General features: G+C 62.2%; 28 protein-coding genes. 17 read left to right on the forward strand and 11 right to left on the reverse strand.

The window, feature by feature from the left end; translation table 11 throughout:
- Nucleotides 1-588: a TetR/AcrR family transcriptional regulator gene (locus tag ACSSU5_RS00650; RefSeq protein ID WP_264312741.1), complete on the forward strand. Its 588-nt coding sequence runs from the start codon at nucleotides 1-3 to the stop codon at nucleotides 586-588.
- Between the two features lie 222 nt (nucleotides 589-810).
- Here ACSSU5_RS00650 and ACSSU5_RS00655 read toward each other — a convergent pair whose 3' ends face one another.
- The 5 genes from ACSSU5_RS00655 to ACSSU5_RS00675 are packed head-to-tail and all read right to left on the reverse strand — an operon-like array spanning nucleotide 811 to nucleotide 7310.
- Nucleotides 811-1188: a response regulator gene (locus ACSSU5_RS00655; protein ID WP_264312739.1), complete on the reverse strand. Its 378-nt coding sequence runs from the start codon at nucleotides 1186-1188 to the stop codon at nucleotides 811-813.
- A gap of 44 nt (nucleotides 1189-1232) precedes the next feature.
- Entirely contained in the window at nucleotides 1233-2459 is a 1227-nt protein-coding gene (locus ACSSU5_RS00660; RefSeq protein ID WP_264312738.1) for a hybrid sensor histidine kinase/response regulator, read from the reverse strand.
- Nucleotides 2453-3028 carry a chemotaxis protein CheB gene (locus ACSSU5_RS00665; protein WP_264312737.1) on the reverse strand — a complete coding sequence of 192 codons (576 nt, stop codon included), beginning with the start codon at nucleotides 3026-3028 and terminating at the stop codon, nucleotides 2453-2455. Before ACSSU5_RS00665 ends, ACSSU5_RS00660 begins: the two co-directional genes overlap by 7 nt.
- On the reverse strand, nucleotides 3025-3846 hold the full coding sequence (locus ACSSU5_RS00670; RefSeq protein WP_492560381.1) for a CheR family methyltransferase: 822 nt from the start codon (nucleotides 3844-3846) through the stop codon (nucleotides 3025-3027). The genes ACSSU5_RS00665 and ACSSU5_RS00670 overlap by 4 nt, the downstream gene beginning before the upstream one ends.
- Complete coding sequence (locus ACSSU5_RS00675; RefSeq protein WP_492560382.1) at nucleotides 3843-7310, reverse strand: response regulator; 3468 nt, start codon at nucleotides 7308-7310, stop codon at nucleotides 3843-3845. The genes ACSSU5_RS00670 and ACSSU5_RS00675 overlap by 4 nt, the downstream gene beginning before the upstream one ends.
- Before the next feature lie 249 nt (nucleotides 7311-7559).
- On the opposite strand from ACSSU5_RS00675, the gene ACSSU5_RS00680 reads away from it, so the two are divergent.
- A complete protein-coding gene (locus tag ACSSU5_RS00680) occupies nucleotides 7560-7910 on the forward strand; it encodes a response regulator (protein ID WP_264312734.1) in 351 nt (116 codons plus the stop codon).
- Nucleotides 7911-8042: 132 nt separating this feature from the next.
- Here ACSSU5_RS00680 and cobF read toward each other — a convergent pair whose 3' ends face one another.
- Nucleotides 8043-8792, reverse strand: coding sequence for a precorrin-6A synthase (deacetylating) (gene cobF / locus ACSSU5_RS00685; protein ID WP_492560383.1), 750 nt, complete (start codon nucleotides 8790-8792; stop codon nucleotides 8043-8045).
- Between the two features lie 67 nt (nucleotides 8793-8859).
- On the reverse strand, nucleotides 8860-10149 hold the full coding sequence (locus ACSSU5_RS00690; protein WP_492560384.1) for an OprD family porin: 1290 nt from the start codon (nucleotides 10147-10149) through the stop codon (nucleotides 8860-8862).
- A 360-nt stretch (nucleotides 10150-10509) separates the two neighbouring features.
- Here ACSSU5_RS00690 and ACSSU5_RS00695 point away from each other — a divergent pair, with 360 nt between their 5' ends.
- From ACSSU5_RS00695 to ACSSU5_RS00705, 3 genes are all read left to right on the forward strand, one after another.
- Nucleotides 10510-10869: a histone-like nucleoid-structuring protein, MvaT/MvaU family gene (locus tag ACSSU5_RS00695; protein ID WP_264313904.1), complete on the forward strand. Its 360-nt coding sequence runs from the start codon at nucleotides 10510-10512 to the stop codon at nucleotides 10867-10869.
- Nucleotides 10870-11090: 221 nt separating this feature from the next.
- Nucleotides 11091-11618, forward strand: coding sequence for a lactoylglutathione lyase (gene gloA / locus ACSSU5_RS00700; protein WP_264312731.1), 528 nt, complete (start codon nucleotides 11091-11093; stop codon nucleotides 11616-11618).
- Nucleotides 11619-11713: 95 nt separating this feature from the next.
- The gene (locus ACSSU5_RS00705; protein WP_492560385.1) at nucleotides 11714-11956 is read left to right on the forward strand and encodes a hypothetical protein; all 243 of its coding nucleotides are present in this window, start codon (nucleotides 11714-11716) and stop codon (nucleotides 11954-11956) included.
- 83 nt (nucleotides 11957-12039) lie between these two features.
- Here the strand turns inward: ACSSU5_RS00705 and ACSSU5_RS00710 are convergent, their stop codons facing one another.
- A complete protein-coding gene (locus tag ACSSU5_RS00710; protein ID WP_492560386.1) occupies nucleotides 12040-12861 on the reverse strand; it encodes a shikimate 5-dehydrogenase in 822 nt (273 codons plus the stop codon).
- Nucleotides 12862-13024: 163 nt separating this feature from the next.
- Here ACSSU5_RS00710 and ACSSU5_RS00715 point away from each other — a divergent pair, with 163 nt between their 5' ends.
- From ACSSU5_RS00715 to pbpG, 3 genes are all read left to right on the forward strand, one after another.
- The gene (locus ACSSU5_RS00715; RefSeq protein WP_264312728.1) at nucleotides 13025-13372 is read left to right on the forward strand and encodes a hypothetical protein; all 348 of its coding nucleotides are present in this window, start codon (nucleotides 13025-13027) and stop codon (nucleotides 13370-13372) included.
- A 94-nt stretch (nucleotides 13373-13466) separates the two neighbouring features.
- Complete coding sequence (locus tag ACSSU5_RS00720; protein WP_264312727.1) at nucleotides 13467-13649, forward strand: hypothetical protein; 183 nt, start codon at nucleotides 13467-13469, stop codon at nucleotides 13647-13649.
- Nucleotides 13650-13890: 241 nt separating this feature from the next.
- Nucleotides 13891-14817, forward strand: a complete 927-nt coding sequence (gene pbpG, locus ACSSU5_RS00725; protein ID WP_264312726.1) for a D-alanyl-D-alanine endopeptidase — start codon at nucleotides 13891-13893, stop codon at nucleotides 14815-14817.
- Nucleotides 14818-14876: 59 nt separating this feature from the next.
- Here the strand turns inward: pbpG and ACSSU5_RS00730 are convergent, their stop codons facing one another.
- Nucleotides 14877-15332 carry a hypothetical protein gene (locus ACSSU5_RS00730; protein WP_492560387.1) on the reverse strand — a complete coding sequence of 152 codons (456 nt, stop codon included), beginning with the start codon at nucleotides 15330-15332 and terminating at the stop codon, nucleotides 14877-14879.
- Nucleotides 15333-15529: 197 nt separating this feature from the next.
- Between ACSSU5_RS00730 and ACSSU5_RS00735 the strand changes: the two genes are divergently transcribed.
- The 9 genes from ACSSU5_RS00735 (at nucleotide 15530) to ACSSU5_RS00775 (ending at nucleotide 23102) form a co-directional block, all read left to right on the forward strand.
- Entirely contained in the window at nucleotides 15530-16864 is a 1335-nt protein-coding gene (locus ACSSU5_RS00735) for a lysine N(6)-hydroxylase/L-ornithine N(5)-oxygenase family protein (RefSeq protein WP_492560388.1), read from the forward strand.
- Nucleotides 16865-17032: 168 nt separating this feature from the next.
- Nucleotides 17033-18226, forward strand: coding sequence for a PepSY-associated TM helix domain-containing protein (locus ACSSU5_RS00740; RefSeq protein WP_492560389.1), 1194 nt, complete (start codon nucleotides 17033-17035; stop codon nucleotides 18224-18226).
- Nucleotides 18223-18762, forward strand: coding sequence for a PA2404 family protein (locus ACSSU5_RS00745; protein ID WP_264312722.1), 540 nt, complete (start codon nucleotides 18223-18225; stop codon nucleotides 18760-18762). The genes ACSSU5_RS00740 and ACSSU5_RS00745 overlap by 4 nt, the downstream gene beginning before the upstream one ends.
- Nucleotides 18759-19076, forward strand: a complete 318-nt coding sequence (locus tag ACSSU5_RS00750) for a hypothetical protein (protein ID WP_264312721.1) — start codon at nucleotides 18759-18761, stop codon at nucleotides 19074-19076. Before ACSSU5_RS00745 ends, ACSSU5_RS00750 begins: the two co-directional genes overlap by 4 nt.
- Before the next feature lie 29 nt (nucleotides 19077-19105).
- Nucleotides 19106-19675 carry a DUF6162 family protein gene (locus ACSSU5_RS00755; protein ID WP_264313903.1) on the forward strand — a complete coding sequence of 190 codons (570 nt, stop codon included), beginning with the start codon at nucleotides 19106-19108 and terminating at the stop codon, nucleotides 19673-19675.
- 16 nt (nucleotides 19676-19691) lie between these two features.
- Nucleotides 19692-20594 carry a metal ABC transporter substrate-binding protein gene (locus ACSSU5_RS00760; RefSeq protein WP_264312720.1) on the forward strand — a complete coding sequence of 301 codons (903 nt, stop codon included), beginning with the start codon at nucleotides 19692-19694 and terminating at the stop codon, nucleotides 20592-20594.
- Nucleotides 20591-21337 (forward strand): metal ABC transporter ATP-binding protein, encoded by a 747-nt coding sequence (locus ACSSU5_RS00765; protein ID WP_264312719.1) that lies wholly within the window; start codon nucleotides 20591-20593, stop codon nucleotides 21335-21337. The genes ACSSU5_RS00760 and ACSSU5_RS00765 overlap by 4 nt, the downstream gene beginning before the upstream one ends.
- The gene (locus tag ACSSU5_RS00770) at nucleotides 21337-22236 is read left to right on the forward strand and encodes a metal ABC transporter permease (protein WP_264312718.1); all 900 of its coding nucleotides are present in this window, start codon (nucleotides 21337-21339) and stop codon (nucleotides 22234-22236) included. The genes ACSSU5_RS00765 and ACSSU5_RS00770 overlap by 1 nt, the downstream gene beginning before the upstream one ends.
- On the forward strand, nucleotides 22233-23102 hold the full coding sequence (locus ACSSU5_RS00775) for a metal ABC transporter substrate-binding protein (RefSeq protein WP_264312717.1): 870 nt from the start codon (nucleotides 22233-22235) through the stop codon (nucleotides 23100-23102). Before ACSSU5_RS00770 ends, ACSSU5_RS00775 begins: the two co-directional genes overlap by 4 nt.
- Before the next feature lie 91 nt (nucleotides 23103-23193).
- Here ACSSU5_RS00775 and ACSSU5_RS00780 read toward each other — a convergent pair whose 3' ends face one another.
- Both ACSSU5_RS00780 and ACSSU5_RS00785 read right to left on the reverse strand, forming a co-directional pair.
- Complete coding sequence (locus ACSSU5_RS00780; protein ID WP_492561292.1) at nucleotides 23194-24276, reverse strand: DUF1615 domain-containing protein; 1083 nt, start codon at nucleotides 24274-24276, stop codon at nucleotides 23194-23196.
- Entirely contained in the window at nucleotides 24273-24824 is a 552-nt protein-coding gene (locus ACSSU5_RS00785; protein WP_264312716.1) for a hydrolase, read from the reverse strand. Before ACSSU5_RS00785 ends, ACSSU5_RS00780 begins: the two co-directional genes overlap by 4 nt.
- Nucleotides 24825-24840: the final 16 nt, after the last annotated feature.

Genomic DNA, 24840 nt, shown 5'->3' on the forward strand with positions numbered 1-24840 from the left:
ATGCCCCCGGTCAACGCTGCAATGCGCTGTGCCAGCTTTGAAGAGCGACGTGACCAGGCCATGGCGCTGTTTGCCGAAAAGGGCTTCGGCCAGGTCAGCATGCGTGAACTGGCAGCCCATATAGGGTTGACCGCGGGCTCGCTGTATCACCATTTCCCCAGCAAACAGGACCTGTTGTACGACTTGATCGAGGAGTTGTATGAAGAGCTGCAGGCAACGCTAGACCAAGGCCGCCGCGCCATGGCCCGTGGCACATCGGCGTTGTCTTGCCTGATCGCGGCGCACTGGCAGTTGCATGCCGAGCGGCCTTTGCAGTTTCGTCTGGCAGAGCGGGACTTTTGCTGTTTGAGCGAGGCGCAACAGGCGCGCCTGATGCTACTGCGTAGGCGTTACGAAACGGGGGTGCTGCACCTGATTGCACCGCGGGCAAGCCTTAAAGGCGAAGCGCTGGCGGCGACCGCGCATGTACTGGCGACGTTGCTCAACCAGTTGCCAGGGCTGCTGCAGGCACGGCGCCTGCCGGAAGGCGAAGGGCTGGGACTGATGGAGAGCCTGCTGCTGGGGGGCATTGAGCGAACCCTACGCTGACCTTCGCGCTTTTGGAGCAGCCTTGTGCTGCTCCCATAGAACAAAACTTGACTCATTGATTTAGCAGCAACTCTGTGGGAGCGGGCTTGCCCCGCGAACACCGGCGAAGCCGGTGCCATGCTCCGCGTGGCCCCGTTCGCGGGGCAAGCCCGCTCCCACATGACCACTGTTACCCCAAGGGCCTGGGCAATCGCCTACACAAAGACGGCGTATGGGCCAGCCTCAGCGCAGCAGCGCCTGGATCTGCTCATGCAGGGTATCCAGGTCGAACGGCTTGGCCAGGATCGGCGCCTTGCGCGCGATCGGGCTGCCCGATTCAAGAATCTCCGCCGGGTAGCCACTGATGAAGATCACCTTCAGCTCCGGTCGCAGCTTCACCGCAGGTTCAGCGATCTCTACCCCGGAAATGCCCCCTGGCAAACGAAAATCGGTGACCATCAAGTCCAGATGTGGCTTGCTTGCCAGGATCTTGAACGCTTGCTCACCGTCTTCAGCCACCAGTACGTGATAGCCCTCACCGGCCAGGTAATCGCGCAGGATCATGCGAATAACCGGTTCATCCTCGACCACCAGCACCACATCTTGTGCATCTTCACTCATGATAACGCCTTGAAATGCTTACAGTTGGCCATCTGACCCCAGGCTTACGCGGAGGTTGCCCGCACCTGGTCGTTTTGTTCTTCGTACGTTGCAAGCGGCAATTGCAGGGTGAATGTGGCACCCTCGCCTTCCTCGCTGTCCACCAGAATCCGCCCACCGTGGGCGTGGACGATCTGCTCGGAGATGTACAGCCCCAACCCTAACCCACCACTGGCCTGCTGGGCAGCGACCCGCTCGAACTGCTGGAAGATCCGCTGCTGGTTGGCCGCGCTGATGCCGATACCGTGATCCTGCACCTGCACCCAGGCCATGCCGTCCTGGGCGAACACACGCACCTGCACCGCTTTGCGCTCGCCATAACGCAACGCATTGGACAACAGGTTGGCTACCACTTGTTCAATCCGAAATTCATCCCACTCGCCGCGCAACGCCTCGCAGCGCTGCAGCGCGATATGGGTGTCCAGCGCCGTTGCCTGGGCCGTGAAGTTTTCCACCAGGCCACGCACCAGTTGGCCGATATCGAACACCCGGGGCCGCAGCGACAACTTGCCGGTGCGAATGCGCGAGACGTCGAGCATGTCCTCGATCAGGCGTATCAGGCTGTTGATCTGCCGCTCGTCACGCTCGACCATGGCCTGCAGCTTGTCCGCGCTGAAGGCGTCCAGGTTGCCCCGTGCCAGGTGCATCTTGCGCAGCTGGGTTTCCAGGATCAGGCCGTTGAGTGGCGTACGCACCTCGTGGGACACGATCGACATGAAATCGTCACGCATGCGCACTGCATGCTCCAGCTCGCCCCGCGCCAGCTGCAGCTGGCCCAGCAATACCTCCTGCTCCTGGCGACTGCGCTCCAGGGCTTCCAATTGCCGGCCAAGGACCTTGCGCTGGCGGAACAGGTCGACGAACACCGAGACCTTGCTTTTCACCGCCAGGGTATCGAGCGGCTTGTGCAAAAAGTCCACGGCCCCGCTCTCATAGCCTTTGAAGGCGTAATTCATCTCGCGCCCCGCCGCACTGACGAAAACGATGGGGATGTTCTTGGTCTTGTCGGTGCCACGCATCAATTCGGCCAGCTCGAAGCCATTCATGCCTGGCATTTGCACATCAAGGATGGCCAGCGCAAATTCGTGCTCGAGCAGCAGCGACAATGCGGCTTCGGCAGACTGAGCCTGGTGCACCTCGCGGTCTTCGCCCTGGATCAGGGCATCGAGCGCCAGCAGGTTTTCCGGCAGGTCGTCGACGATCAGCAGTTTGGCGATGGTGTGGCTTAGCATGCGCTGGTTTCCAGGGTCGCGAGCAACTGCCCGATACCACTCAGAGTAAGGATATGGTCAGGCTGGTGCAGAGCCAAAGCGGCCTCCGGCATCAGCGCGACCTGTGCGTCGCGAGGGTCCTGGACAATCGTGCGGCCCCCATTGTTGTTGATGTAAGCCAAGCCCGCGGCGCCGTCTTCGTTGGCGCCGGTAAGCAGTACGCCCAGCAGGCCGCTGCCGTAGGCATCGGCCGCCGACATGAACAAAAAGTCGATGGCCGGGCGCGAGAAATGCACCGGTGCTTCCTGGCTCAGCGACAGCGTCAGGTCGTGCTCCACCGAGAGGTGATAGCCCGGCCCCGCGACATAGATCTGCCCGGCGCTGATCCGTTCCTTGTCACAGGCCTCGTGCACGGGTCGATGCAAGCGCCGCTGCAACACCTCAGCCAACTGGCTGTGACGGCTGTCCGGCAAGTGCAGCACACATAACACCGGGAGGGTGAACGCCGTCGGCAGCGCACCCAGCACCTGGAACAATGCCGCCACCCCGCCAGCCGAGGCGCCAATCACCACCGCACGGACGCCGTTCATGATTTGCGGTAGATCCGTTCGGGCTTGACCAGCGGCTCGAAGCGCTCGCTGTAGGCCGAAAAATCTACCGATTCCTTGCTGCCCAACACCAGGAACCCCCGGTGGCAGAGGGACTCATGGAACAGCCCCAGGGCTCGATCCTGCAGGTCCTTGTTGAAGTAGATCAGGACATTGCGGCACGACACCAGTTGGGTTTCGGAAAACACGCTGTCGGTGGCCAGGCTGTGGTCGGCGAAGGTCACGTTATCCCTCAGGGTACTGTCCATGATGGCGTTGCCATAAGCGGCCGTGTAGTACTCGGAGAAGTCGCGGCGGCCACCGGCCTTGCGGTAGTTGTCTGCGTACTCACGCATGCTCTGCATCGAGTAGATGCCCTGCTTGGCCCTGTCCAGCGAATGCGGGTTGATGTCGGTAGCGTAGATGATGGTGCGTTCGAGCAGGCCTTCCTCACGCAGCAGGATGGCCATGGAGTACACCTCTTCACCGGTGCTGCAACCGGCGATCCAGATCTTGATCGACGGCCAGGTCCGCAGCAGCGGCACCACCTCGTTGCGCAGGGCAAGGAAGTGGCTCGGGTCGCGGAACATCTCGCTGACCGGGATCGTCAGGAACTGCAGCAACTGCATGAACATGCCCGGGTCGTGCAGCACGCGCTCCTGCAGCGCCGATACCGTGAGGCAGTCGAACTGGCGCAGCGCATGAAGAATCCGGCGCTTGATCGACGCGCCGGAATAATTGCGAAAATCATAGCTGTACTTGAGGTAGATCGCCTCAATCAGTAGCCGGATCTCGATGTCGGTATTACGTTCGCTAGTCAAATTCGCTCCAGTTGCGGCAGCCAGACGCGGATCAGCGAAAACAGCCGGTCCAGGTCGATCGGTTTGGCCAGGTAGTCATTGGCGCCAGCCTGCAGGCATCGCTGCTGGTCATCCTTCATCGCCTTGGCGGTCACGGCAATGATCGGCAGCTTGCGCCAGCGCGCTTGCTGGCGGATCAGACGGGTCGCCTCGAAACCGTCCATCTCCGGCATCATCACGTCCATCAGCACCAGGTCGATATCGTCGTGCTGCTCCAGACGCTCGATGGCTTCGCGCCCGTTGCGGCCAATCTCGACAATCGCGCCCTTGTGCTCCAGGGCGCTGGTAAGGGCGAAGATGTTGCGCACATCGTCGTCCACCAGCAACACCTTGCGGCCTTCGAACACTTTGTCGCGGCTGCGCGCGGTCTTGAGCATGCGCTGACGCTCGTTGGACAGCTGCGATTCGACCTTGTGCAGGAACAGCGTCACCTCGTCGAGCAGGCGCTCCGGTGAGCGGGCGCCCTTGATGATGATCGAGCGCGAGTACTTGAGCAGGTCGGTTTCTTCTTCGCGGGTGAGGTTGCGCCCGGTGTAGACGATCACCGGCGGGAATGAACGGATATCCTCGGCAGTCATGCGTTTGAGCAGCTCGTTGCCGAGCATGTCGGGCAACTTGAGGTCGATGATCATGCAGTCGTAGATGTTCTCGCGCAGCAGTGCCAGGGCGTCCTGGGCCATGGCCACGGCGGTGATCTCGACGTCATCGTCGCCAATCAGCCGGGCGATGCTCTCGCGCTGCAGGTCATCGTCCTCCACCAGCAGGATGTGCTTGAGCTTCTGAGTCAATTTGGCTTCCAGACGAGCGAATACCTCCTTGAGCTCTTCGCGGCTGGTGGGCTTGACGGCGTAACCCACAGCGCCCATGTGCATGGCCGCCTCGACGCGGTCTTCCACCGAAATGATGTGCACCGGGATATGACGGGTACCGGGCAGCGCCTTGAGCCGCTGCAACACGGTCAGCCCGGAGTGGTCGGGCAGGCGCATGTCCAGCAGGATCGCATCCGGAATGTACTGGGACGCCAGCTCGAAGCCTTCGTCCGCGCCCTGGGCCACCAGGCAGCTGTAACCCAGCTCGTGCGCCAGGTCGAAGAGGATGCGGGCAAAGTTCGGCTCGTCTTCGATCACCAGGATGCAGCGGTTGTCGAAGGGGGCACGCTCGCGGTCGTCGCTGAAGGCCGGTGTCGGGCGTTTGGGCGCTGGCGCTGCGGTAGCCTGCGGTGCCGGCGGCAACGCATCGACTGCGGGGCGCAGGCTGTGCTGCTCGACTTCATCGGTTTCGGCTTCGTAACGTTCCGGCAAGATCAGGCTGAACACACTGCCCTGGCCGGGGCTGCTGTCGACGCTGATCTGCCCGCCAAGCAAATGCGCGAGGTCACGGGAGATGGACAGGCCCAGACCGGTACCGCCGTAGCGGCGATTGCTGGTGCCATCAACCTGGTGGAAGGCGCCAAAGATCGCCTGCTGCTGATCAGCGGCAATACCGATACCGGTATCGCGTACGGAGAACACGATACCGGTGCCGGCCTGGAAGCTGACGTTCATGCTGACTTCGCCACGTTCGGTGAACTTGATGGCGTTGGACAGCAGGTTCTTGAGGATCTGCTCCAGGCGCTGGCGGTCGGTGAACAGGGTGACCGGCACCCGCGGCTCGACCTTGACCTCGAAGGCCAGGCCCTTGTGCCCGGCCAGGGGCTGGAACATGCCACGCAAGCCTTCGGCCAGGCGCTCGACCTGGGTGGTCTCGGGCCGCACTTCGAGTTTGCCGGCTTCGACCTTGGCGATGTCGAGAATATCGTTGATCAGGTTCAGCAGGTCGTTACCGGCCGAATAGATGGACTCGGCGAACTTCACCTGCTCTTCGCTGAGGTTGCCCTCGCCGTTTTCCGCCAGCAGCTTGGCCAAAATCAGCGAGCTGTTGAGTGGCGTGCGCAGCTCGTGGGACATGTTGGCGAGGAATTCGGACTTGTACTTGCTGGAGCGCTGCAAGTCGTCGGCGCGAGCCTGCAGCTCTTGCTGGGCCTGGTTCAGCTCGTCGTTCTTGCGGTTCAGAGCGTCGGTGCGATCAGACAACTGCTCGTTGGTCTGCTCGAGTTCAGCCTGCTGGGTCTCCAGGTGGGCCTGAGACTCCTTGAGTACGCGTGATTGCTCTTCAAGCTCTTCGTTGGCGGTTTTCAGTTCTTCCTGCTGCACTTGCAGCTCTTCGTTCAACTGTTGGGTCTCGGCCAGCACTTCCTGCAGACGCTGGCGATAACGCGCACTTTCGATGGACATGCCAAGGTTGCCACCGACCCGTTCCAGGAACTCATCATCGCGCTCCTGCAAGGGGCGCAGGAAGCCAAGTTCGATCACGCCGTTGATCTGCCCGTCGTCGGTGGCGGGCATCAGCAATGCGCTGCGCGGCAGGCCGCTGCCAAGGCCAGAGCTCAGGCGATAGTAGTCTTCGGGCAAATCATCGAGGCGCAACAGCCGCCCTTCGCGCATGGCCTGGGCCAACAAGCCATCGTGGTCGCCCTTGATCTGCTCGCGGGCCTGCTCCTCGGCACTCAGGCCATAGCTGGCCACACGCACCAGTCGGCCGTGTTCGTCGCGCACATACATGGCGCCCACTACACAGCCCAGGTAGGTGGCGAAAAAGCGCAGGATGTTGTCGCCGAGCATGGGCAGGGTCAGTTGCCCCAGCACCTGCTGGGCCAGCTGGGTCTGGCCGTTGCGCAACCAAGCCTGGTGCTCCAGGCGCTGGGCCGCACGTTGCTGGGCCTGAAGGTTTTCGTCGTAGCTGGCCGACAGCGCCAGCAGGTCCCGGCGCCCAAGGTAGGCCAGCAAGGCGCTGAGGCCGACGATGAACAGCACGAAGGCCGAGATCGCGGTCACAGTGACCGCGCTTACTTTCTCGTTACGGGCCATGCGCAGTTGCTGTTCCGTGCTGATCAGGCCGTCGAACTCCTTGCGGATCTCGTCGGTGATGCGCTTGCCCCGCCCGTTGCCGATCGATTCCTGGTAGTTACCCTGACTACGGCGCAGGGTGATCATTTCGTTACCGAAGTCGTTCCAAGCCTTCTGCAGGGCCATCAGCCGGTCGATACGATCGACCTGCTGCGGGTTGTCTTCGACCATGCCGCGCAGGCTCTGCAGGCTGCCGAGCACTTTCGGCTTGGCCACCTCGTAGGGGTCGAGAAAGCGTTCGTCGCCGGTGATCAGAAAACCGCGCATGCCGGTTTCCATGTCGATCGACAGCTTGACCGTTTCGTTGGCGTTGCCGATTACCCGATCAGTATGCTCGACCCACTGCATCGCCGAGAGCAGGTAGTTGATCACCGCGACAAAAGCCACTGCGCCCAAAAGGCCCACCCCAAGGGGAAGGCCGACGTTGCGGCTCAACAGCTTGCGGAAGCTTCGTTGGTCCATCGAGGCTGCTTGAATCATGAGATAACGCCCGAGCGAAGAAAGTCCATTAAGAAGTGTGGCGGAAAGACCCTTGTAATTGTCTGCCGCTGCGCTCACCGGTAATAGCGAGTCTAACCAGCTTTACCGGGTCTGGCAGGGCATTTAGCCAGCATTTGAAGGCTGGGTTTGCCAATCGTTCCATCTGATTGCAAGGATCGGTATCCTCGGGAACTTCTGCCGTCGACGGGCGTACAGAATAAAGACATTCATTTTCACAGGATCCGAACCATGTATCTTCTGGTAGTCGAAGACGACGACATCGTACGCATGCTGATGGTCGAAGTGCTCGACGAGTTGGGCTACAAGGTGATCGAGGCAGAAGACGCCGGCGCAGCACTGCGGGTGCTCGAAGACGCGTCGCAGAGCTTGGCGCTGATGATGACAGATGTAGGCCTGCCCGACATGCGCGGCGAAGAGCTGGCGCAACGCGCACGCGAACTCCGTCCGCTGCTGCCGGTGCTGTTTGCCAGTGGCTATGCCGAGAATGTCAGTGTGCCAGATGGCATGCACCTGATTGGCAAGCCATTTAGCATCGAACAGTTACGCAACAAGATGACTGAGGTATTAGGTAAGGCCTGATATCAGTGTGGCGCCTTTCGCGGGCACGCCCGCTCCCACACTGTTCTCTGCATGACAGCGCAACCCCAAGATTTGTGGAGTTCCTGTGGGAGCGGGCTTGCCCGCGAAGTGGCCAGTACACGTTCCGCCCAACTACAGCTCCCTGCGCAACAGGTAGGTATCCATGATCCACCCCTTGCGCAACCGCTCACGCTCACGCACTTCTAGGATCTGTGCCTTCACCGCCTGCAACGGCCCAGCAATCAGTACCTCATCCTCGGTGCCCAGGTACGCACCCCAGTAAATCATCAACGCCGGGTCGTCGAGCTGGGCAAACGCGCACTGCCCGTCAAGCATCACCACCACGTTGTCGATGCGGCCCTGCCCGGCCAGGCGTCGCCCCGGCAGCACGGTCAGTGGCTCGCCGATACGGTTGAGCGGCACCTGATGACGAGCCGCCAGGGCCTGCACACTGCTGATGCCGGGAATCACCTCCAGGCGCAATGCCAGGCCGCCTGCGCGGACAAGGTCGAGGACCCGCAAAGTGCTGTCGTACAGGCCAGGTTCGCCCCACAACAGAAAGGCGCCAATATCGCCGACACCCATCTCATCCTCGATCATGTAGGCATAAAGTGCGGAGCGCTGCCGGTGCCAGTCCTGAACCGCGCCCACATAATCCACCGCCTGGCCATCCCGGGAAGGGTCAGCCACCTGCACCAGCCGGTAGCCGCCTTCGGGTCGATAGCGTTCGAGAATCATCTTGCGCAAGCGCACCAGTTCGTCCTTCTCCGTGCCCTTGTCGAGCACGAAGAACACGCTGGCGCGGCGTAGCGCCTCGACCGCTTCGTAAGTGATCTGACGCGGATCACCCGGGCCGATGCCAATCAACAACAGGTCTTTCATTGCCCTGCCCTTTGCCGCTACCGGTGGTCATTGTCGGCCAGCCACCACTGTTTGGCAAAGCCACCCACTATAAGAGGGAGAAGTTGTAACTAACAATGACCCGGGTCTCGTCCATGTCACGCGCCCACTTCTCATAGTTGCTGCGATAGGTGGAGTTACGCAAACGCACGCTAACATCCTTGAAGGTGCCACTTTGCACCTGGTACTTGAACTCGGTGTCGCGCTCCCATTCCTTACCTTCGGCCGTGCTGCCCGGGACCTTGATATGGTCGCCATTGATGTAACGGGTGAAGAAGGTCAGGCCGGGCACACCCAGTGCCTTGAAGTCATAGTCATAGCGCACTTGCCAGGAACGCTCTTGGGCGGCGGCGAAGTCGTTGACCTGAGCGTAGTTGACCAGGTACGGGTTGCTGCCATCCAAGTAAGGCATGGCACTGTCGCCATACATGCGCTGCCAGCCGGCGCTGACCTTGTGGCCACCCAGGCTGTAACCGAGCATGCCGCTAAAGGCGCGGTGGTCGATTTCACCGGCACGGGCATTGCCGATGTCATCACTCTTGATCAGGCGCAAGTCAGCCGACAGGCTGCCCACCGTCAGCGGCTGGCTGGCCACCAGGCCAAGGAAATGCTGGCGATAGATGTTTTCCAGCTTGGCCACCTGGTACTGGCCGCTGACACGGTCGTTGAAGCGGTAATCGAGGCCTGCCAAGTCAAAGTGGTCGGCTTCGATGTCGCAGGCATAGCGCTTGTTCTTGCAGTGCACGCGAATGTCCTGGCGATCGGTGGAATCACGCGCGGTGTACTTGTTCAGGCGGGCCAGGGTGAACTTCAGGTCACGCACTTCTTCGGACGTGAGCATGGCGCCCTGAAACATCGTCGGCAACAGGCGGCCATCGTTGTATTTCAACAACGGTACATCGGGCATCATCGATCCATATTTGAGCACGGTGTTGGACACCTTGACCTTCGCCGCCAGGCCCATCTTTGCGTACTGATCGGCCGAGTGCCGCGGGTCATGGCCAGAAGAAGGCAGCAAGCCGCTGTTACTGTCCGCCGGGCTGGAGTCGAGCTTGACGCCAAACATGCCCAGGGCATCCACACCAAACCCTACTGGCCCCTGGGTAAACCCGGACTGCACATTGAGGATGAAGCCTTGCGCCCACTCTTCGCGCTTGGATGCGCCCTGGCTGGAACTGCTGTGGCCATCACGAAAGTCCCGGTTGAAGTAGACAGTGCGCGCCTCGACCTTGGCGCTGCTGTCTTCAAGAAAACCGGCGGCCTGGGCATTGACGCCGGCAGACAAAAGGAACAAGCCGGCAACACGGCGCCCAAGGGCGTGAGGAAGGGGGGCAAACATGCGTGGAAATATCCAGAAAGAAAGGCAAAAAACAACCTGCAGCAATCACCTGCTGCGGTACTGCGACACGCTCGAACAGTGGCCAAGCATCATCTGAAATGATCGCGCAAAGGCTCTACAACGGGCTATTGGACCTTGGTCTAGACCGAGGCGACACGGCCTTCGCAATCGTTAAAAAATACCGCCCGAAAAACGCGTAAAGTTCCGCGCTTACTTATAAAAAGTTTGCAGTTTACCCAGTAGCAACGAATGACTACACTCGATATCAGCGAACAGCGGAACCCACCCCCGTGGCCGGCGTTTTGTTCTACTTCAATGTTCGTCACGCCCTGCCACGAAAGACGTACAGGAGTGATTACAGTGTCCAGACTTGCAGAGTTTCGTGCTGCCGAAAAAGCGCTTCAGGAACAAATGGCTCAACTGGAAGCGCTGAAAAAGGATGCCGGCCTGAAACGCGAAATCGAATTCGAGCAGAAACTAGTCGGCCTGATGAAAAGCTATGACAAGGGTCTGCGCGATATCATCGCCATCCTCGATCCCAAGGCTGCAACCCGTGCCACCAGCACAGCCCCCAAACAACAGCGGCGCCCGCGCGTGGTCAAGGTTTACGAAAACCCACACACCGGCGAACTGATCGAAACCAAAGGCGGCAACCATCGTGGGCTGAAGGCCTGGAAAGAAGAGTACGGCCCCGCCACGGTAGAAAGTTGGGTACGCTGATGAAACGTCCACATGGGCTTCACACTTTTTTCACAAGCGCTGGCTCAGTATCGAGACAGCTAAAGGACTAGCGACCCCACGCGCCCGCACATGCGGGCCTCTATTCAAGCGCCCTGCCTCGTGCAGGGCGCTTTCATTTGCGCAATCGCTTCACTGCCGTATCATGGCCAGCCTGTCCGTTTCGCCGGCGCCTCGCGCCCGGCCCCGTCTCAGGAGTTCCCATGAGCCTGCACGATCTGCAAACCCTGCCTGGCGTCACCGCGCAGCCGGATGCCGCCACCTCCACATTCGTTTTCAACCACACCATGCTGCGGGTCAAGGACATCGAGAAGTCGCTGGACTTCTACACCCGCGTGCTGGGTTTTCGCCTGGTAGACAAGCGCGACTTCCCGCAAGCCGCCTTCAGCCTGTACTTCCTGGCCCTGGTCGACCCGGCGCAGATTCCTGCCGATGATGCCGAGCGTCACCAGTGGATGAAGTCGATCCCAGGTGTACTGGAGCTGACCCACAACCACGGCACCGAAAACGACGCCGATTTTGCCTACCACAATGGCAATACCGACCCGCGTGGTTTCGGCCATATCTGCATTTCGGTACCGGACGTGCGCGAAGCCTGCGCGCGCTTCGAAGCACTCGACGTCCCCTTCCAGAAACGCCTGGCGGATGGGCGCATGAATCACCTGGCTTTCATCAAGGACCCGGACGGTTACTGGGTCGAAGTGATTCAGCCGACCGAACTCAAAGGCTGAAGCTCAACGCTATGCGCTCGTCGGGCCGGGAACTCCCGGCCCCTTGCTGTGGTATATGAAAGTAACGGTTTCATAAGCACAGCGAGGTAAGGACGATGCAATCTCTTCACTGTGAACACCGCAAGTACACGATCACCGCCAGCGTGATGCCCCACCCCGACTCCCCCCTGCCCTATGCCGCCGGGTGCCTGATCACCGATCCTGAAGGGCATACCAGCAAGCGTATCTCGATGCCGATGACATTTTTCTCAGACCTTGAGAACGCCCAGCACGTGTCGCTGGCCCATGGCCGTGCGCTGGTGGATGAACAGCTAGACAAGGGCCACAAGGCGTTCTGATTTCCATCAGCGCTAGGCTTTTGCGTGTACCCCACGGCTTTTAGGGGCAGTGGGGTCCCCGCGAAGAGGCCAGTAAAGACGACCTAGACATCCCGGGCATAAGCCACCGCAGCCTCCACCTGCCCCCGCGTCGGCCGCACGCCGGTATACAGCACGAACTGTTCCAACGCCTGCAACGCAATCACCTCCAGGCCCGTGATTACGGGCTTGCCCAATGCCTGCGCGCGGCGAATCAACGGCGTCTGCGCCGGCATCGCCACCACATCGATTACCCGCTCGGCTGCTGCGATGGCGTGTTCGGAAAACGCCAGCACGTTGGCCTCTGGCCCTCCCGCCATGCCGATCGGCGTCACGTTCACCAGCATCGGCGGGCACAGCTCACCGAGCTCGGCCACCCACCGATAACCACAGACATCCGCCAATTGCCGCCCCGCCTGCTCATTGCGCGCCACGATCATGCCCTGGGTGAACCCCGCGTCACGCAACGCGCTGGCAACCGCCTTGGCCATGCCGCCACTGCCGCGCAGGGCAAAGGCGGTGGCCGGGGCCACCCGATGCTGTTCCAGCAATTGGCGCACGGCCAGGTAATCAGTGTTGTACGCCTTCAGATGGCCAGCGGTATTGACCAGCGTGTTGACCGACTCGATTGCCGCAGCGGACGGGTCAACCTCGTCGACCAGGGCCATGCAGGCCTCCTTGTAAGGCATCGACACCCCACACCCGCGAATACCCAAGGCACGAATACCTGCCACCGCCGCGGGCAGATCGTCAGTGCTCATGGCCTTGTAATAGAAGTCCAGGCCCAACTGCTGGTAGAGGTGGTTGTGGAAACGCACGCCGAAGGTACCGGGCCGCCCGGCCAGAGAAATGCACAGCACCGTGTCTTTGCTGGGAGTTGTCGACATAACCTGCTCCGTTTTCAGAACTGAAACGTTTATGCAGCGTAACAGACACCACCACTGGTCGTCCCTTACACAACCTTTACCATTCCCCTGTGCTCAGCTGACAGAGACAACGGTCATAGTAATTAGGACCCCACCTGAGGGGCTGCCTTGCGAGGACGTTTTCATGAACCGTCACATTCCCGTAATCGCCCTGCTGGTCGGTGCCCTGGCCATCAGCGGACAAGCTGCTGCCCATGGTGGCCATGGTGGTGGCGGAGGCTGGTATGGCCCAGGCCCGCTGTTTGGCGCGGCGGTCGTGGGTGCCGTCGTGGGGGCAACGGTTTATGGCGGGCGCGATCGCACCGTCTATGTGGAGCGTCAGCCCGTCTACTACGCGCCACCACCGGTCTATGTGCAACCGCCACCCGCACCGGTGTATTACCAGCCCTATTACGCGCCGGCCCCGCCACCCCCGGGGTATCGCACCTACTACGGCCCGCCCCCGGTGTATTACGGCCCGCCACGCTGGTGATCGTTGATAAAACTAATGAGCACTATCGAGCACATTGATTTCAAACCGCTGAGGCTGCTGCGTAAGGTAGAGCCATGTTTCACAGGAGGTCCCCATGGCCACTTTCCAGATCATGTCCGTTGTCGGCAGCGCCGTCCCCCCTTCACTGCGTCAGCAGGGCCTGCTGGCGTGCTGGTACCTGATGCGCAACGGTGAAGCCGTAAGCGGCCCACTGATGACTCGCGCCTCGGCCCAGGCCCTGGCCGATCAGTTGCAGCCAGATACCCTGGTCGCTTGACCGTATTTGTTGTGCGTTGCTCCCTACGCCCCTTCTGGCCCGCCGTTTGGCGGGTCTTTTTTGTCCGCACAATCCGACGAGTGGGTCTTGGAGAACCGATCCAGCATGAAGCTTTTTTCATTTCGACAGGTCGGTTAAACAAGCAATCGACAGCTGTTAAGCCATACTCCAGAATGCAGCGGTTTTTTGGGGGAAAACCCTTGCACAGCCAACGACATACCAACCTTTAGTGAGCCTCAACGTGAAAACATCCCTGTCCATCCTCAGCCTGCTGCTGTTGCTCACAGGTACCGCGACCCTCCCGTCGACTGCTGCTGCACAACCCCCGGCCCAGGTGCAACGCGACCCGGCCAAACTGCACCTGGCCTCCGGCAGCGCGCTGTTGATCGACCTGAACACCAATCAGGAGCTGTATTCCAGCCACGCCGACCGCGTGGTACCCATTGCATCGGTCACCAAACTGATGACAGCGATGGTGGTACTGGACGCCAAGTTGCCGATGAATGAAATGCTCACCATGACCATCGCCAACAACCCGGAGATGAAAGGCGTGTATTCGCGCGTGCGCCTGGGCAGCCAGCTGGACCGCCGCGAGACGTTGCTGATCACCTTGATGTCTTCGGAGAACCGTGCGGCCAACACCTTGGCCAACCACTACCCAGGCGGTTACCCGGCGTTCATCAAGGCCATGAACGCCAAGGCCCGCAGCCTGGGCATGGCGCACACCCGCTATGTCGAGCCGACTGGCCTCTCGACGCAAAACGTCTCTTCCGCCCGCGACCTGTCCAAACTGCTGATGGCGTCGCGCAAGTATCCGATGCTGAGCGAGCTGTCGACCACGCGTGAGAAGACTGTGGCCTTCCGCAAACCCAACTACACCTTGGGCTTCCGTAACACCGACCACCTGGTGAACAAGAGCAACTGGGACATCAAACTGACCAAGACCGGTTTCACCAATGAGGCTGGCCATTGCCTGGTGCTGTTGACCCGCATGGACAACCGCCCGGTGGCCATGGTGATCCTCGATGCCTTCGGCAAATACACCCACTTCGCCGATGCCAGCCGCATGCGCCAGTGGCTGGAAACCGGGGCAGCCAAACCGGCGCCGGCGGTGGCCATGCAGTACAAGGCTGACCGGCAGATCAAGGGGCGCCTGGCGGCCGAGTAAGCCAGCGCTTGTAGGAGCAGCCTTGTGCTGCTCCTATGTCAATAAACAGCGCCGGTCAGCTAGGCCTGGGTACTGACCATCCCGCCCGCACTGCTGCCACCGCTTTCTTGCAACGCTGTGAGCAACTGCGCAGTCGCTTGCATGATTTGCCCGGTAAGCGCGGCGATGCTCGCCTGCTTGGCGCTCACCGCTGCAGCCTTGGTTGTCTCATCCATCTTCGTCGCCATCACAGCCGCCAGCTGTTTCTGCTCTTCAGCCAGCTGCTTTTGCAGCTCTTTGATCATTTCGCGCAACTGCTGGACAGCCGCCGACTCGCCGCTGCTCTCGCCACCCTGCGCGGGCTGCGCCTGGCCTCCACCGCCAACCTTAAAGGTATCGCCGCTGATGGTCACCGGCCCGCCTTTCTCGCTTTGCTCAGCCTGTTTTGCCTGCTCGCGCTCAGCGGCTGCCGTGGCGCTCAGCGCCTGGGCGGACACACCATTGATATGTAGGTTGCTCAAAGATATTGCTGTCATGCCGATTCCCTGCCTTAGGTGAGTCCCTGCCTTGACCCCCTATCGGCCGCCTGCCGCAGTTCTTTAACCAGCGGCGACAAAACCCGCTACCCCTACCAGTAAATTCCCCCCCGCTTGGCTCGTTCCAACACATGTACTTGCGCAGGAGCCGGAGCCCCGGCGGGCGTCCACATTCGACCATTCAGGGAATCGCAGCCATGAGCCAGTCCTCAAACCAGGAAACAATCAAAGATCTGATCGGCGTGGGCTTCGGTCCTTCCAACCTGGCCTTGGCCATCGCCCTGGAAGAGCTCGCACAGTCCCAGGGCCACGCCCTGGACGCGCTGTTCATCGACAAGCAGAAAGACTACCGCTGGCACGGCGAAACCCTGGCCACCCAGAGCGAGCTGCAGATTTCGTTCCTCAAGGACCTGGTCTCCCTGCGCAACCCGACCAGCCCTTACAGCTTCGTCAATTACCTGCACCAGAAGCAGCGCCTGGCCGACTTCATCAACCTCGGCACCTTCTACCCCTGCCGCCTGGAGTACAACGACTACCTGCGCTGGGCCGCCGAACACTTCGCCACCCAGGCGGTGTATGGCGAGGAGGTGGTGCGCATCGAGCCGGAAGTGAGCGCCGGCCGGGTCGAGCACCTGCGCTTGGTCTCGCGCGATCAGCAAGGCCGCGAATACAGCCGTCGCACCCGCTCGGTGGTGGTCGGCAGCGGCGGCACGCCGAAAATTCCGGAAAAGTTCGGCGCTTTCAAGGATGACCCGCGCGTCTTCCACCACTCCCAATACCTGAGCAGCCTGAACAAGCTGCCCTGCACCGAAGGCAAGCCGATGCGCATCGCGGTGATCGGCTCTGGTCAGAGCGCCGCCGAGGCATTCATCGACCTCAACGACAGCTACCCATCGGTCAAGGTCGACATGATCCTGCGCGGTTCGGCACTCAAACCGGCCGACGACAGCCCGTTCGTCAACGAGATCTTCTCCCCGGGCTACACCGACCTGGTCTACAACGAGCCGGCCGATCAACGCAGCAAGCTGTTGGGCGAGTACCACAACACCAATTATTCGGTGGTCGATCTGAACCTGATCGAGCGCATCTACGGCATCCTTTATCGCCAGAAGGTTGCGCACCAGTTCCGCCATAACGTCCTGTGCCGACGCCAGGTGGAAGCGGTGGTGGCCACCCGCGAAGGCCTCGAACTGACCCTGCGCGACCTCGCTACCGGCCAGCAGCAGACCCACCGCTACGATGCGATGATCCTGGCCACCGGCTACGAGCGCCGCTCGCACCGCGACCTGCTGGCACCGCTGGCAGGCTACCTGGACGACTTCAGCGTCGATCGCAACTACCGGGTACTGGCCAGCCCAGACCTGCAGGCGTCGGTTTACCTGCAAGGCTTCTGCGAGAACAGCCACGGCCTGAGCGATACCTTGCTCTCGGTGCTGCCCGCCCGCGCCGCCGAAATCGGCCAGTCGCTGTACCAGGACCTGTCGCGCCTGAACGGCCGCCCGCAGCCGGCCGTGGCCTTGACCCGCGCCTGATTGCCCGCCTCTACCAGCCGGCCTGACGCCTCGCGCGCAGGCCGGCTTGCGCATTCTGAAACATTTGCTTGCATTTAAAACGGCAGGATTTCCATTCTCATTCGTCTTTATAGGTGCAGCCCTCTTGGTTGGGCATAAGCTCGACCACCCATTTCAGAAGACGATCAGATGGCCAAATCACCGAAAAAATCCAAATCCAAGTTGTGGTTCCTGGTCCACAGCTGGCTCGCCCTACCGATCTGGTTCTTTGTGCTGATCGTCTGCTTTACCGGCATGCTCGCCGTGGTCAGCCAGGAGATCGTCTGGCTGGCCAACCCGGACGTGCGCGCCAGCAAGCCGGACGGCGATGCCGAACGCCTGAGCTACCAGCAAGTGCTTGATGCCCTGCACAAGGCCGAACCCGACATGATCGTGCATTCGTTGAGGCAGCCCGACGGGTCGCACTTCGCCCTCAACGCCGGCGTCACCTTCCCCGACGGCACCACCCCGACGCTCTACGTCAACCCTTACACCGGGGCGATCCAGGGCAAGAGCCCGGACTTCAACTTCGAAGCCTTCACCCGTGCCTTGCATGGCTGGTGGCTGGTGCCCTTCACCAGTGGCTTCAGCTGGGGCTGGTACCTGGTCTCTATTCTCGGCCTGCCAATGCTGGCTTCGCTGGTCACAGGCCTTGTGGTGTACAAGAAGTTCTGGAAAGGCTTTTTCAAGCCAATACGCACCGGCCATGGCTCGCGTATTTTCTGGGGTGACCTGCACCGCCTGGCCGGGGTCTGGTCGATCTGGTTCATCGCGGTCATTTCCATTACCGGCACCTGGTTCCTGATCCAGGCCATCCTGTCCGACAACAATATCAGCATCTCCACCGAACCGATCGTGCCGGTGATCGCCCGTGAAGAAGTGCCGCAAACGGTAGACGGCAGCCCGGCCCCGCGTATCGACATCGACGAGGCCGCGCGCATTGCCGGGTTGGCGATCCCGGGCCTTGAGATCGCCTTCATTTCGCTGCCCTCCACGGCCTACAGCCATGTCGAAATGGGTGGGCGCGGCTGGTATCCGCTGATGTTCCAGACCGCTTCGGTCAACCCGTACACCAGCAAGGTCGACAGCCAGTTCCTGCTTAGCGACCGCTCCACCCTGGAGTTTGTCACCGAGTCCATGCGCCCCTTGCACACCGGCGACTTTGGCGGCCTGGCGATCAAGCTGATCTGGTTCTTCTTCGGCCTGATCCTCACCTTGATGGTATTCAGCGGCCTGCTGATCTGGACCAAACGCACCGCCCAGGCGACCGCCGCCGCCCTCAAGCGCAGCGAGCGTGCGCCACGCGCGGCCAGCCGCGAAACCACCGTGGAGATCCACCCATGAGCCAGGCCCAGACCCTGCCCGCCAGCCCACTCAAGCAGCTGTGGCTGAAATGGCGTTTTCACCTGAACATTCTGCTGATCCTCATCCCGCTTGGCTTCATGCCCAAGTACTTCGCCGACGCCAGGCTGTTTCGCGGCGACGCCGGGCTTGGCGTGAACGCGATCAGCGACATCCAGGTCGGCCCCTACAGCCTGGATCTGGCCGAACTGCGCGACGAGGCGCCACGCGCCGACGGCCCGGCTGGCCACTTCAAGTCGTTCAACGCCTCGCTGTGCAAGGCCTGCATCAACGACGTCAAGGCTGTCTACCTGCGCATCGGCAAGCCGCGCAGCCTGCGCGCCGCCGGCACCATTTTCTTCGGTGCGCCGTATCGCATGGGCACCAACCTGCCGATACCGCCACGCACCCAGCCTGATGCACACATCTGGATCACCCTCGAAGGCTGGGACGGCAGCATGCACCAGGCTTCGGTCCCCCTGGCCAAGGCATCGCCCGCCACCGTGGCCTGGCTCGCGAAACAAGGAGGCAAGAAATGAAACACCTGATGCGCAGGCTCGCCCTGCCCTTGCTGGTATTGGTCGCCGGCCCCGCCCTGGCGCACAACCCGATGTGCGAATGCGAAGAGGTCGCCAACGGCCAGGTCAAATGCACTGGCGGCTTTTCGGACGGCAGCGGCGCCCCGGGGGTGACCCTGGATGTGATCGGCTACGACGAGCAGGTGCTGGTCGGCGGCAAGCTGGGCGATGACTCGACCCTCACCTTCAAGCGCCCCGACGGTGAGTTCTACGTACTGTTCGATGCAGGCCCTGGGCACGTTGTCGAAGTCGACTACGCCGACATTGGCCAGTAATGAAGAGCCCAGCAATGAACAGCCCAACCATAAGCCGCACCCAAGTGGTACGCCCGGCCGGCGCCGGGCACGAAACCCTGTACGTGCTGCTGACCAGCCTGCTGATCGTGGTGCTTGCCGCCACGGTGGTGATGCTGCGTGGCGAACGCGAGGACGAGCAGACCATCGCCAGCCACCAGATCGACGCCCGCCGCGACCTCACCGCCGCCGAGCAGGGCCTGTACACCGATTTGCGGGTGGCCTTCGACGAGATCCAACTGCTGCGTGAAGAAAACGCCGCCGTGCCCAGCGTGCAAACCCTGGCCGACGAAGGCCTGCCACCCTTCGTGGTCGATGCGGGCAGCCAGAGCCGCGGTGGCCACCAGTGGTCGTGGCTGGCAATAGGCGCCTATCTGGGCCGCAGCCAAGCCCCACAGGTGGCAGGCAGCCTGTTGCTGATTTTGCCTGGCGACAGCAGTGGCCAGGCGGATGTCTGGCTACGTCGCGACAGCGCCGCCGTCACCCCGGACGACCTGGGCCACGCTGCCCTGATCGCCGCCGGCTGGCAGCAGGTGGTCAGCCACTACGACGCCGGGGTCACCCGCGAACACCGTCACTGAACCCAAGGACTCCCCCATGTTCCGCTCCGCCCTCGCCCTGCTCCTGGCCATCGCCCTGCCGGCACTGGCCCTGGCCGATAACGGCAAGCCATTGCGCATCGGCATTACCCTGCACCCGTACTACAGCTACGTGAGCAACATCGTCGGCGACAAGGCCGAAGTGGTGCCGCTGATTCCGGCGGGCTTCAACCCGCATGCCTACGAGCCGCGGGCGGAAGACATCAAGCGCATTGGCACGCTGGACGTGGTGGTACTCAACGGCGTCGGCCATGACGATTTCGCCGACCGCATGATCGCCGCCAGCGAGAAGCCTGGCATCCACACCATCGAGGCCAACCAGAACGTGCCATTGCTGGCGGCCACCGGTATCGCCGCCCGGGGCGCCGGCAAGGTGGTCAACCCGCACACCTTCCTGTCGATCAGCACCACCATTGCCCAGGTCAACAACATTGCCCGGGAACTGGGCAAGCTCGACCCGGACAACGCCAAGCTCTACACGCAAAACGCCCGCGCCTACGCCAAACGCCTGCGCGCCCTGCGTGCCGAAGCCCTGGCCAAGGTCACCGAAGCCCCCAGCGCCACCTTCCGCGTCGCGACCATCCATGCGGCCTACGACTACCTGGTGCGTGACTTCGGCCTGGAGGTTACCGCAGTGGTCGAGCCGGCCCACGGCATCGAGCCCAGCCCGGCCCAGCTGAAAAAGACCATCGACCAGCTCAAGGCGCTGGACGTGAAGGTGATCTTCTCGGAAATGGACTTCCCGTCCGCCTATGTCGAGACCATTCAGCGCGAGTCTGGCGTGCGCCTGTACCCGCTGACACACATTTCCTACGGCGACTACACCAAGGAGAAGTACGAAGTGGAGATGAAGCGCAACCTCGACACCGTGGTCCGCGCCATCCAGGAGAACCGCGCATGACCGCCGCCGCTCACCTCGATGCGTGCAACGGGCCACGCATCGAGTTCGCCGGCATCGACCTGACACTGGGCCGTACCCGCATTCTCGAACAGGTCACCTTCAGCGTGACCGCCGGCAGCGTGCATGCGATTGTAGGCCCCAACGGCGGCGGCAAGAGCTCGCTGATCAAGACCCTGCTCGGGCAGATGCCGCACCAGGGCCAACTGACCCTGCACTGGCCGAGCGCCCATGAAGTGATCGGCTACGTGCCCCAGGCCCTGGAGTTCGACCGTGGCCTGCCGATGACCGTGGACGACTTCATGGCCGCCATGTGCCAGCGCCGGCCCGCCTTTCTCGGGCTGTCGCGCCGCGTGCAACCGGCTATCGATGCCGCGCTGGCCCGGGTCGGCATGCTCGACAAGCGCAAACGGCGCATGGGCGCGCTGTCTGGCGGCGAACGCCAGCGGGTGCTGCTGGCCCAAGGTTTGATTCCCGAGCCGCAACTGCTGGTGCTGGATGAACCCATGTCAGCGCTCGATGAAGCGGGCATCCAGGTGTTCGAACAACTGCTGCAGGGCTGGCGTCAGTCCGGCACCACCGTGCTGTGGATCGAGCACGACCTGCAAGCCGTGTTGCGCCTGGCCGACCGGGTCACGGGCCTGAGCCGTCAGGTGCTGTTCGACGCCCCACCCGCACAGGCCCTGACCCCTGAGCGTCTGCTCAGCCTGTTCTCCGTTCACCCGCGCAGCGAGAGCCTTGCCTGATGAGCTTTGAAGCATTCCGCCAACTGGTCCAGCAATGGGCCAACGCCGGCTACCTGCCCGAGGCACTGGCCTACGGTTTCGTGGTCAATGCCCTGCTGGCCGGGCTGATGATCGGCCCGGTACTGGGCGGCCTGGGCACCCTGGTGGTGGTCAAGCGCTTTGCCTTCTTCTCCGAGGCCGTTGGCCATGCTGCGCTCACCGGGGTTGCCATCGGCATCCTGCTGGGCGAGCCGTATACCGGCCCCTATGGCAGCCTGTTTGGCTACTGCCTGCTGTTCGGCATCCTGCTCAACTTCCTGCGTAACCGCACCGGGCTGTCGCCGGATACGCTGATCGGCGTGTTCCTGTCTGTGTCCCTGGCCCTGGGTGCAAGCCTGCTGCTGATGCTGGCGGGCAAGATCAACGTGCACATCCTGGAAAACGTGCTGTTCGGCTCGGTGCTGACCGTCAGCGCCCAGGACCTGGTGGTGCTGGGTGTTGTCGCGGTACTGGTGCTGGCGCTGGCCTTGCCGCTGTACAACCGCATCATGCTGGCCAGTTTCAACCCGCAGCTGGCGGCCGTACGCGGGGTGGCGGTGAAGACCCTGGACTACCTGTTCGTGGTGCTGGTGACCTTGGTCACCGTGGCCTCGGTAAAGGTGATCGGGGCCATCCTGGTCGGTGCGCTGCTGGTGATACCGGCTGCCGCCGCACGCTTGGTCAGCCAGTCGCTCAAGGGCTTTTTCTTCATATCGGTGCTGATCGCTACGCTAAGCACCCTGCTGGGCATTCTGCTGCCGATTGTCTGCGACCTGCCGGTGCCCTCTGGCGCTGCGATCATCCTGGTCGCCGGTATCTGCTTCGCCCTGGCCGCGCTGGCCCGCGCCCTCGTTCCACGCCTGCAAGGAAACCCGGCATGAACCTGAAACAGCTGACCTTGGCACTGGCCCTGGCGGGCCTGCCCTCGCTCTCTTTTGCCACACAAGTGCTGACCACCCTGCCCGTCACCCACAGCCTGGCCACGGCCCTGCTCGACGGCACCTCGGTACAGCTCAAGCGCGCAGCACCCGCCAACCTGCCGGCCAGCCGCCAGCCGTCCTACTTCAGCGGGCGCGGCGCAGCGACCCTGGAAAAAGCCGCGCAACAGGCCGACGCCGTCATCGGCGTGCGTTCGATCTGGCGAGACGACCCGCTTTACCCGATGGCCCGGCGCAGCAATATCCGCATCGTGGAAATTGATGCGGCACGGCCGGTGGACGGTGCCTTGCCAGGGATTGCGGTGACCGGCGACGACGCCTACGGTGCCTACCCATGGCTGAACCCGACCAACCTTGGGCGTATGGCCGATGTGGTCGCCAATGACCTGGAGCGGTTATCACCGGCTGACAAGGCGAAGATCCAAGGGAACCTCGCGGGCCTTAAGCGCCAGTTGCTGGAGTTGACGGCCAACAGCCAGACCCAGCTGGCAAAGTCCGACAACCTGACGGTGGTCAGCCTGTCCGAGCGCTTGGGCTACCTGACCAGCGGGTTGAACCTGGATGTGGTGGAGCAGGCGCTACCGGCCGAGGGCAAATGGGATGCGGCGGCGCTCAAGGCGCTGGAGGAAAACCTGAAAAGCCAGGACGTGGCGCTGGTGCTGGACCATCGCCAGCCGGAGCCGGCGGTGGCTGAGGTGATCAAGGCCGCCGGGGCGAAGTTGCTGGTGGTGGACAGCGATGCCGATGATGCGGTGGCCGGGTTGAAGGCCAGTGTTGAGCAGGTGGTTGGGGCATTGAGCGAAAGCTGATGCTGTCTGTACCGGCCCTTTCGCGGGGCAAGCCCGCTCCCACAGTTGTGTGGGCTTGCCCCGCGAAGAGGCCCGCACAGGCAATCAACATTCAGCGCTTCATGCACCGCTGATAACGCTCATCCACCCGGCCTGCGAACCACGCGGTGGTCAGCTTACGGGTAATCTTCGGGCTCTTCAGCTCGATCCCCGGCAATACCGCCCGCGCGACCGGTTTGCCAACCGCCGCATCCGCCAGCTCGAACACACCGCGGTACAGCTTGCTGTCTTCAAAGGCCAGGCTGTCACCCGATTCCAGCTGGCTGCGAATCTGCGGGTTACGCAAACCCAGCTTCAGCCCCAGCTTGCGCGCTGCAAGCTCAGTGGTACCGGGCATGATCGCGCCGGGGGCAATCAGGTCACCGTCCAGCGCCAGGTCAGCACCCGCCACCTTGCTCAGCGCCGCCTGGAATGCCGCATTGCGGCTGGCGTACCAGCCTGCGTTGAAATCCGCGAAGCGGTACAGCTGGCGATCGTAATGCACTGGGTAGCCCAGCAGGTGGGCGATGCCGAAATACATGCCGCCACGGCGGCTGAACACTTCCTGGCGGATCGTGCCGTCATAGCTGTAGGGGTAGTCCTTGGCATGCTTTTCGGCGAACTCGATGCTCACTTGCATCGGCCCGCCGGTGTGCACCGGGTTAAGCCCGCCGAGCAACGTCTTGCCCAGTGGCAGGCGGGCGATGACTTCGTCGAACAGCGCGCTCAGTTGCTTCTCGCTGCGCACCCCTTGCAGCCGTTGCTGATAGGTCTGGCCGTTGCCGGAGGGCGTTTTCAGCGCGCCATCCACCAGCAAGCGGGGGATGTGCAGGCGCGCGGCGCGGCGGTCGATTTCTTCGCGGGCGATGCGCCCGAGGTTGGGTACCTGCGGGTCGGCGTTGAAGGTCGACTCCTGCTCAGTCACCGCCAGTACCGCACACAGGTTGCTCTTGCTGGGCGCAATACGCTGGGCTTCGAAGGCCTGCTGAATGTCCTTGGCCCAACCTGTACGGTCCTTGGCCTGGGCGGGCAACAACCGCAACAGCTGGGCGCGCACCTTGGCAGGGTCTGCTTCAGGTTCTTCTTCACGACGCCCAGCGCAGCCTTGCAGCAGCGCCAGGGCCGTCAGCGCCGCCGCCAGTAACCGAGCGTTCAGGGCTGCTCACCGACCAGGTAGGTCTTGCTGATATGGCGGAACTGCGGGTGGCTAGCGCTGCCCATCAGCTCGAACAGCACCATCTCGCGGGTCACGATGTGCGCCCCTGCTGCCCGCATGCGTGCCAGCCCTGCGGCCTTGCTCGCCGTAGTGCGGCTGTCGCAGGCATCTTCGACCACGAACACCTGCTTGCCCAACGCCAGCAGGCCGAGCACGGTTTGCAAGACGCAGACGTGGGTTTCCATGCCACAGACGATCACCTGATCACGTGCCATCAGGCTGGCCGGCAGGCACTCGGCGGCCACACAGGAGAAATGGGTTTTTTCCACCACTTCGGCAGCGGGCGCCGCCGCAAGGAGCGCTGCAACGGTATGGCCAAGCCCCTTGGGATACTGCTCGGAAATAACCGTCGGCAGTTCCAGATCGGCAGTCGCCGCCAACAACCAGCGCGCCCGTGCACGCGTGCCTTCGGGGTCGCTCATGGCGCCGATGAGTTTTTCCTGGATGTCGACGACCAGCAACGTGGCCTTGTGTGGATCGATCAGCATTGTCTGCCCCTTGCCT

It is taken from the genome of Pseudomonas sp. E1MeOHC2 (assembly GCF_058745025.1).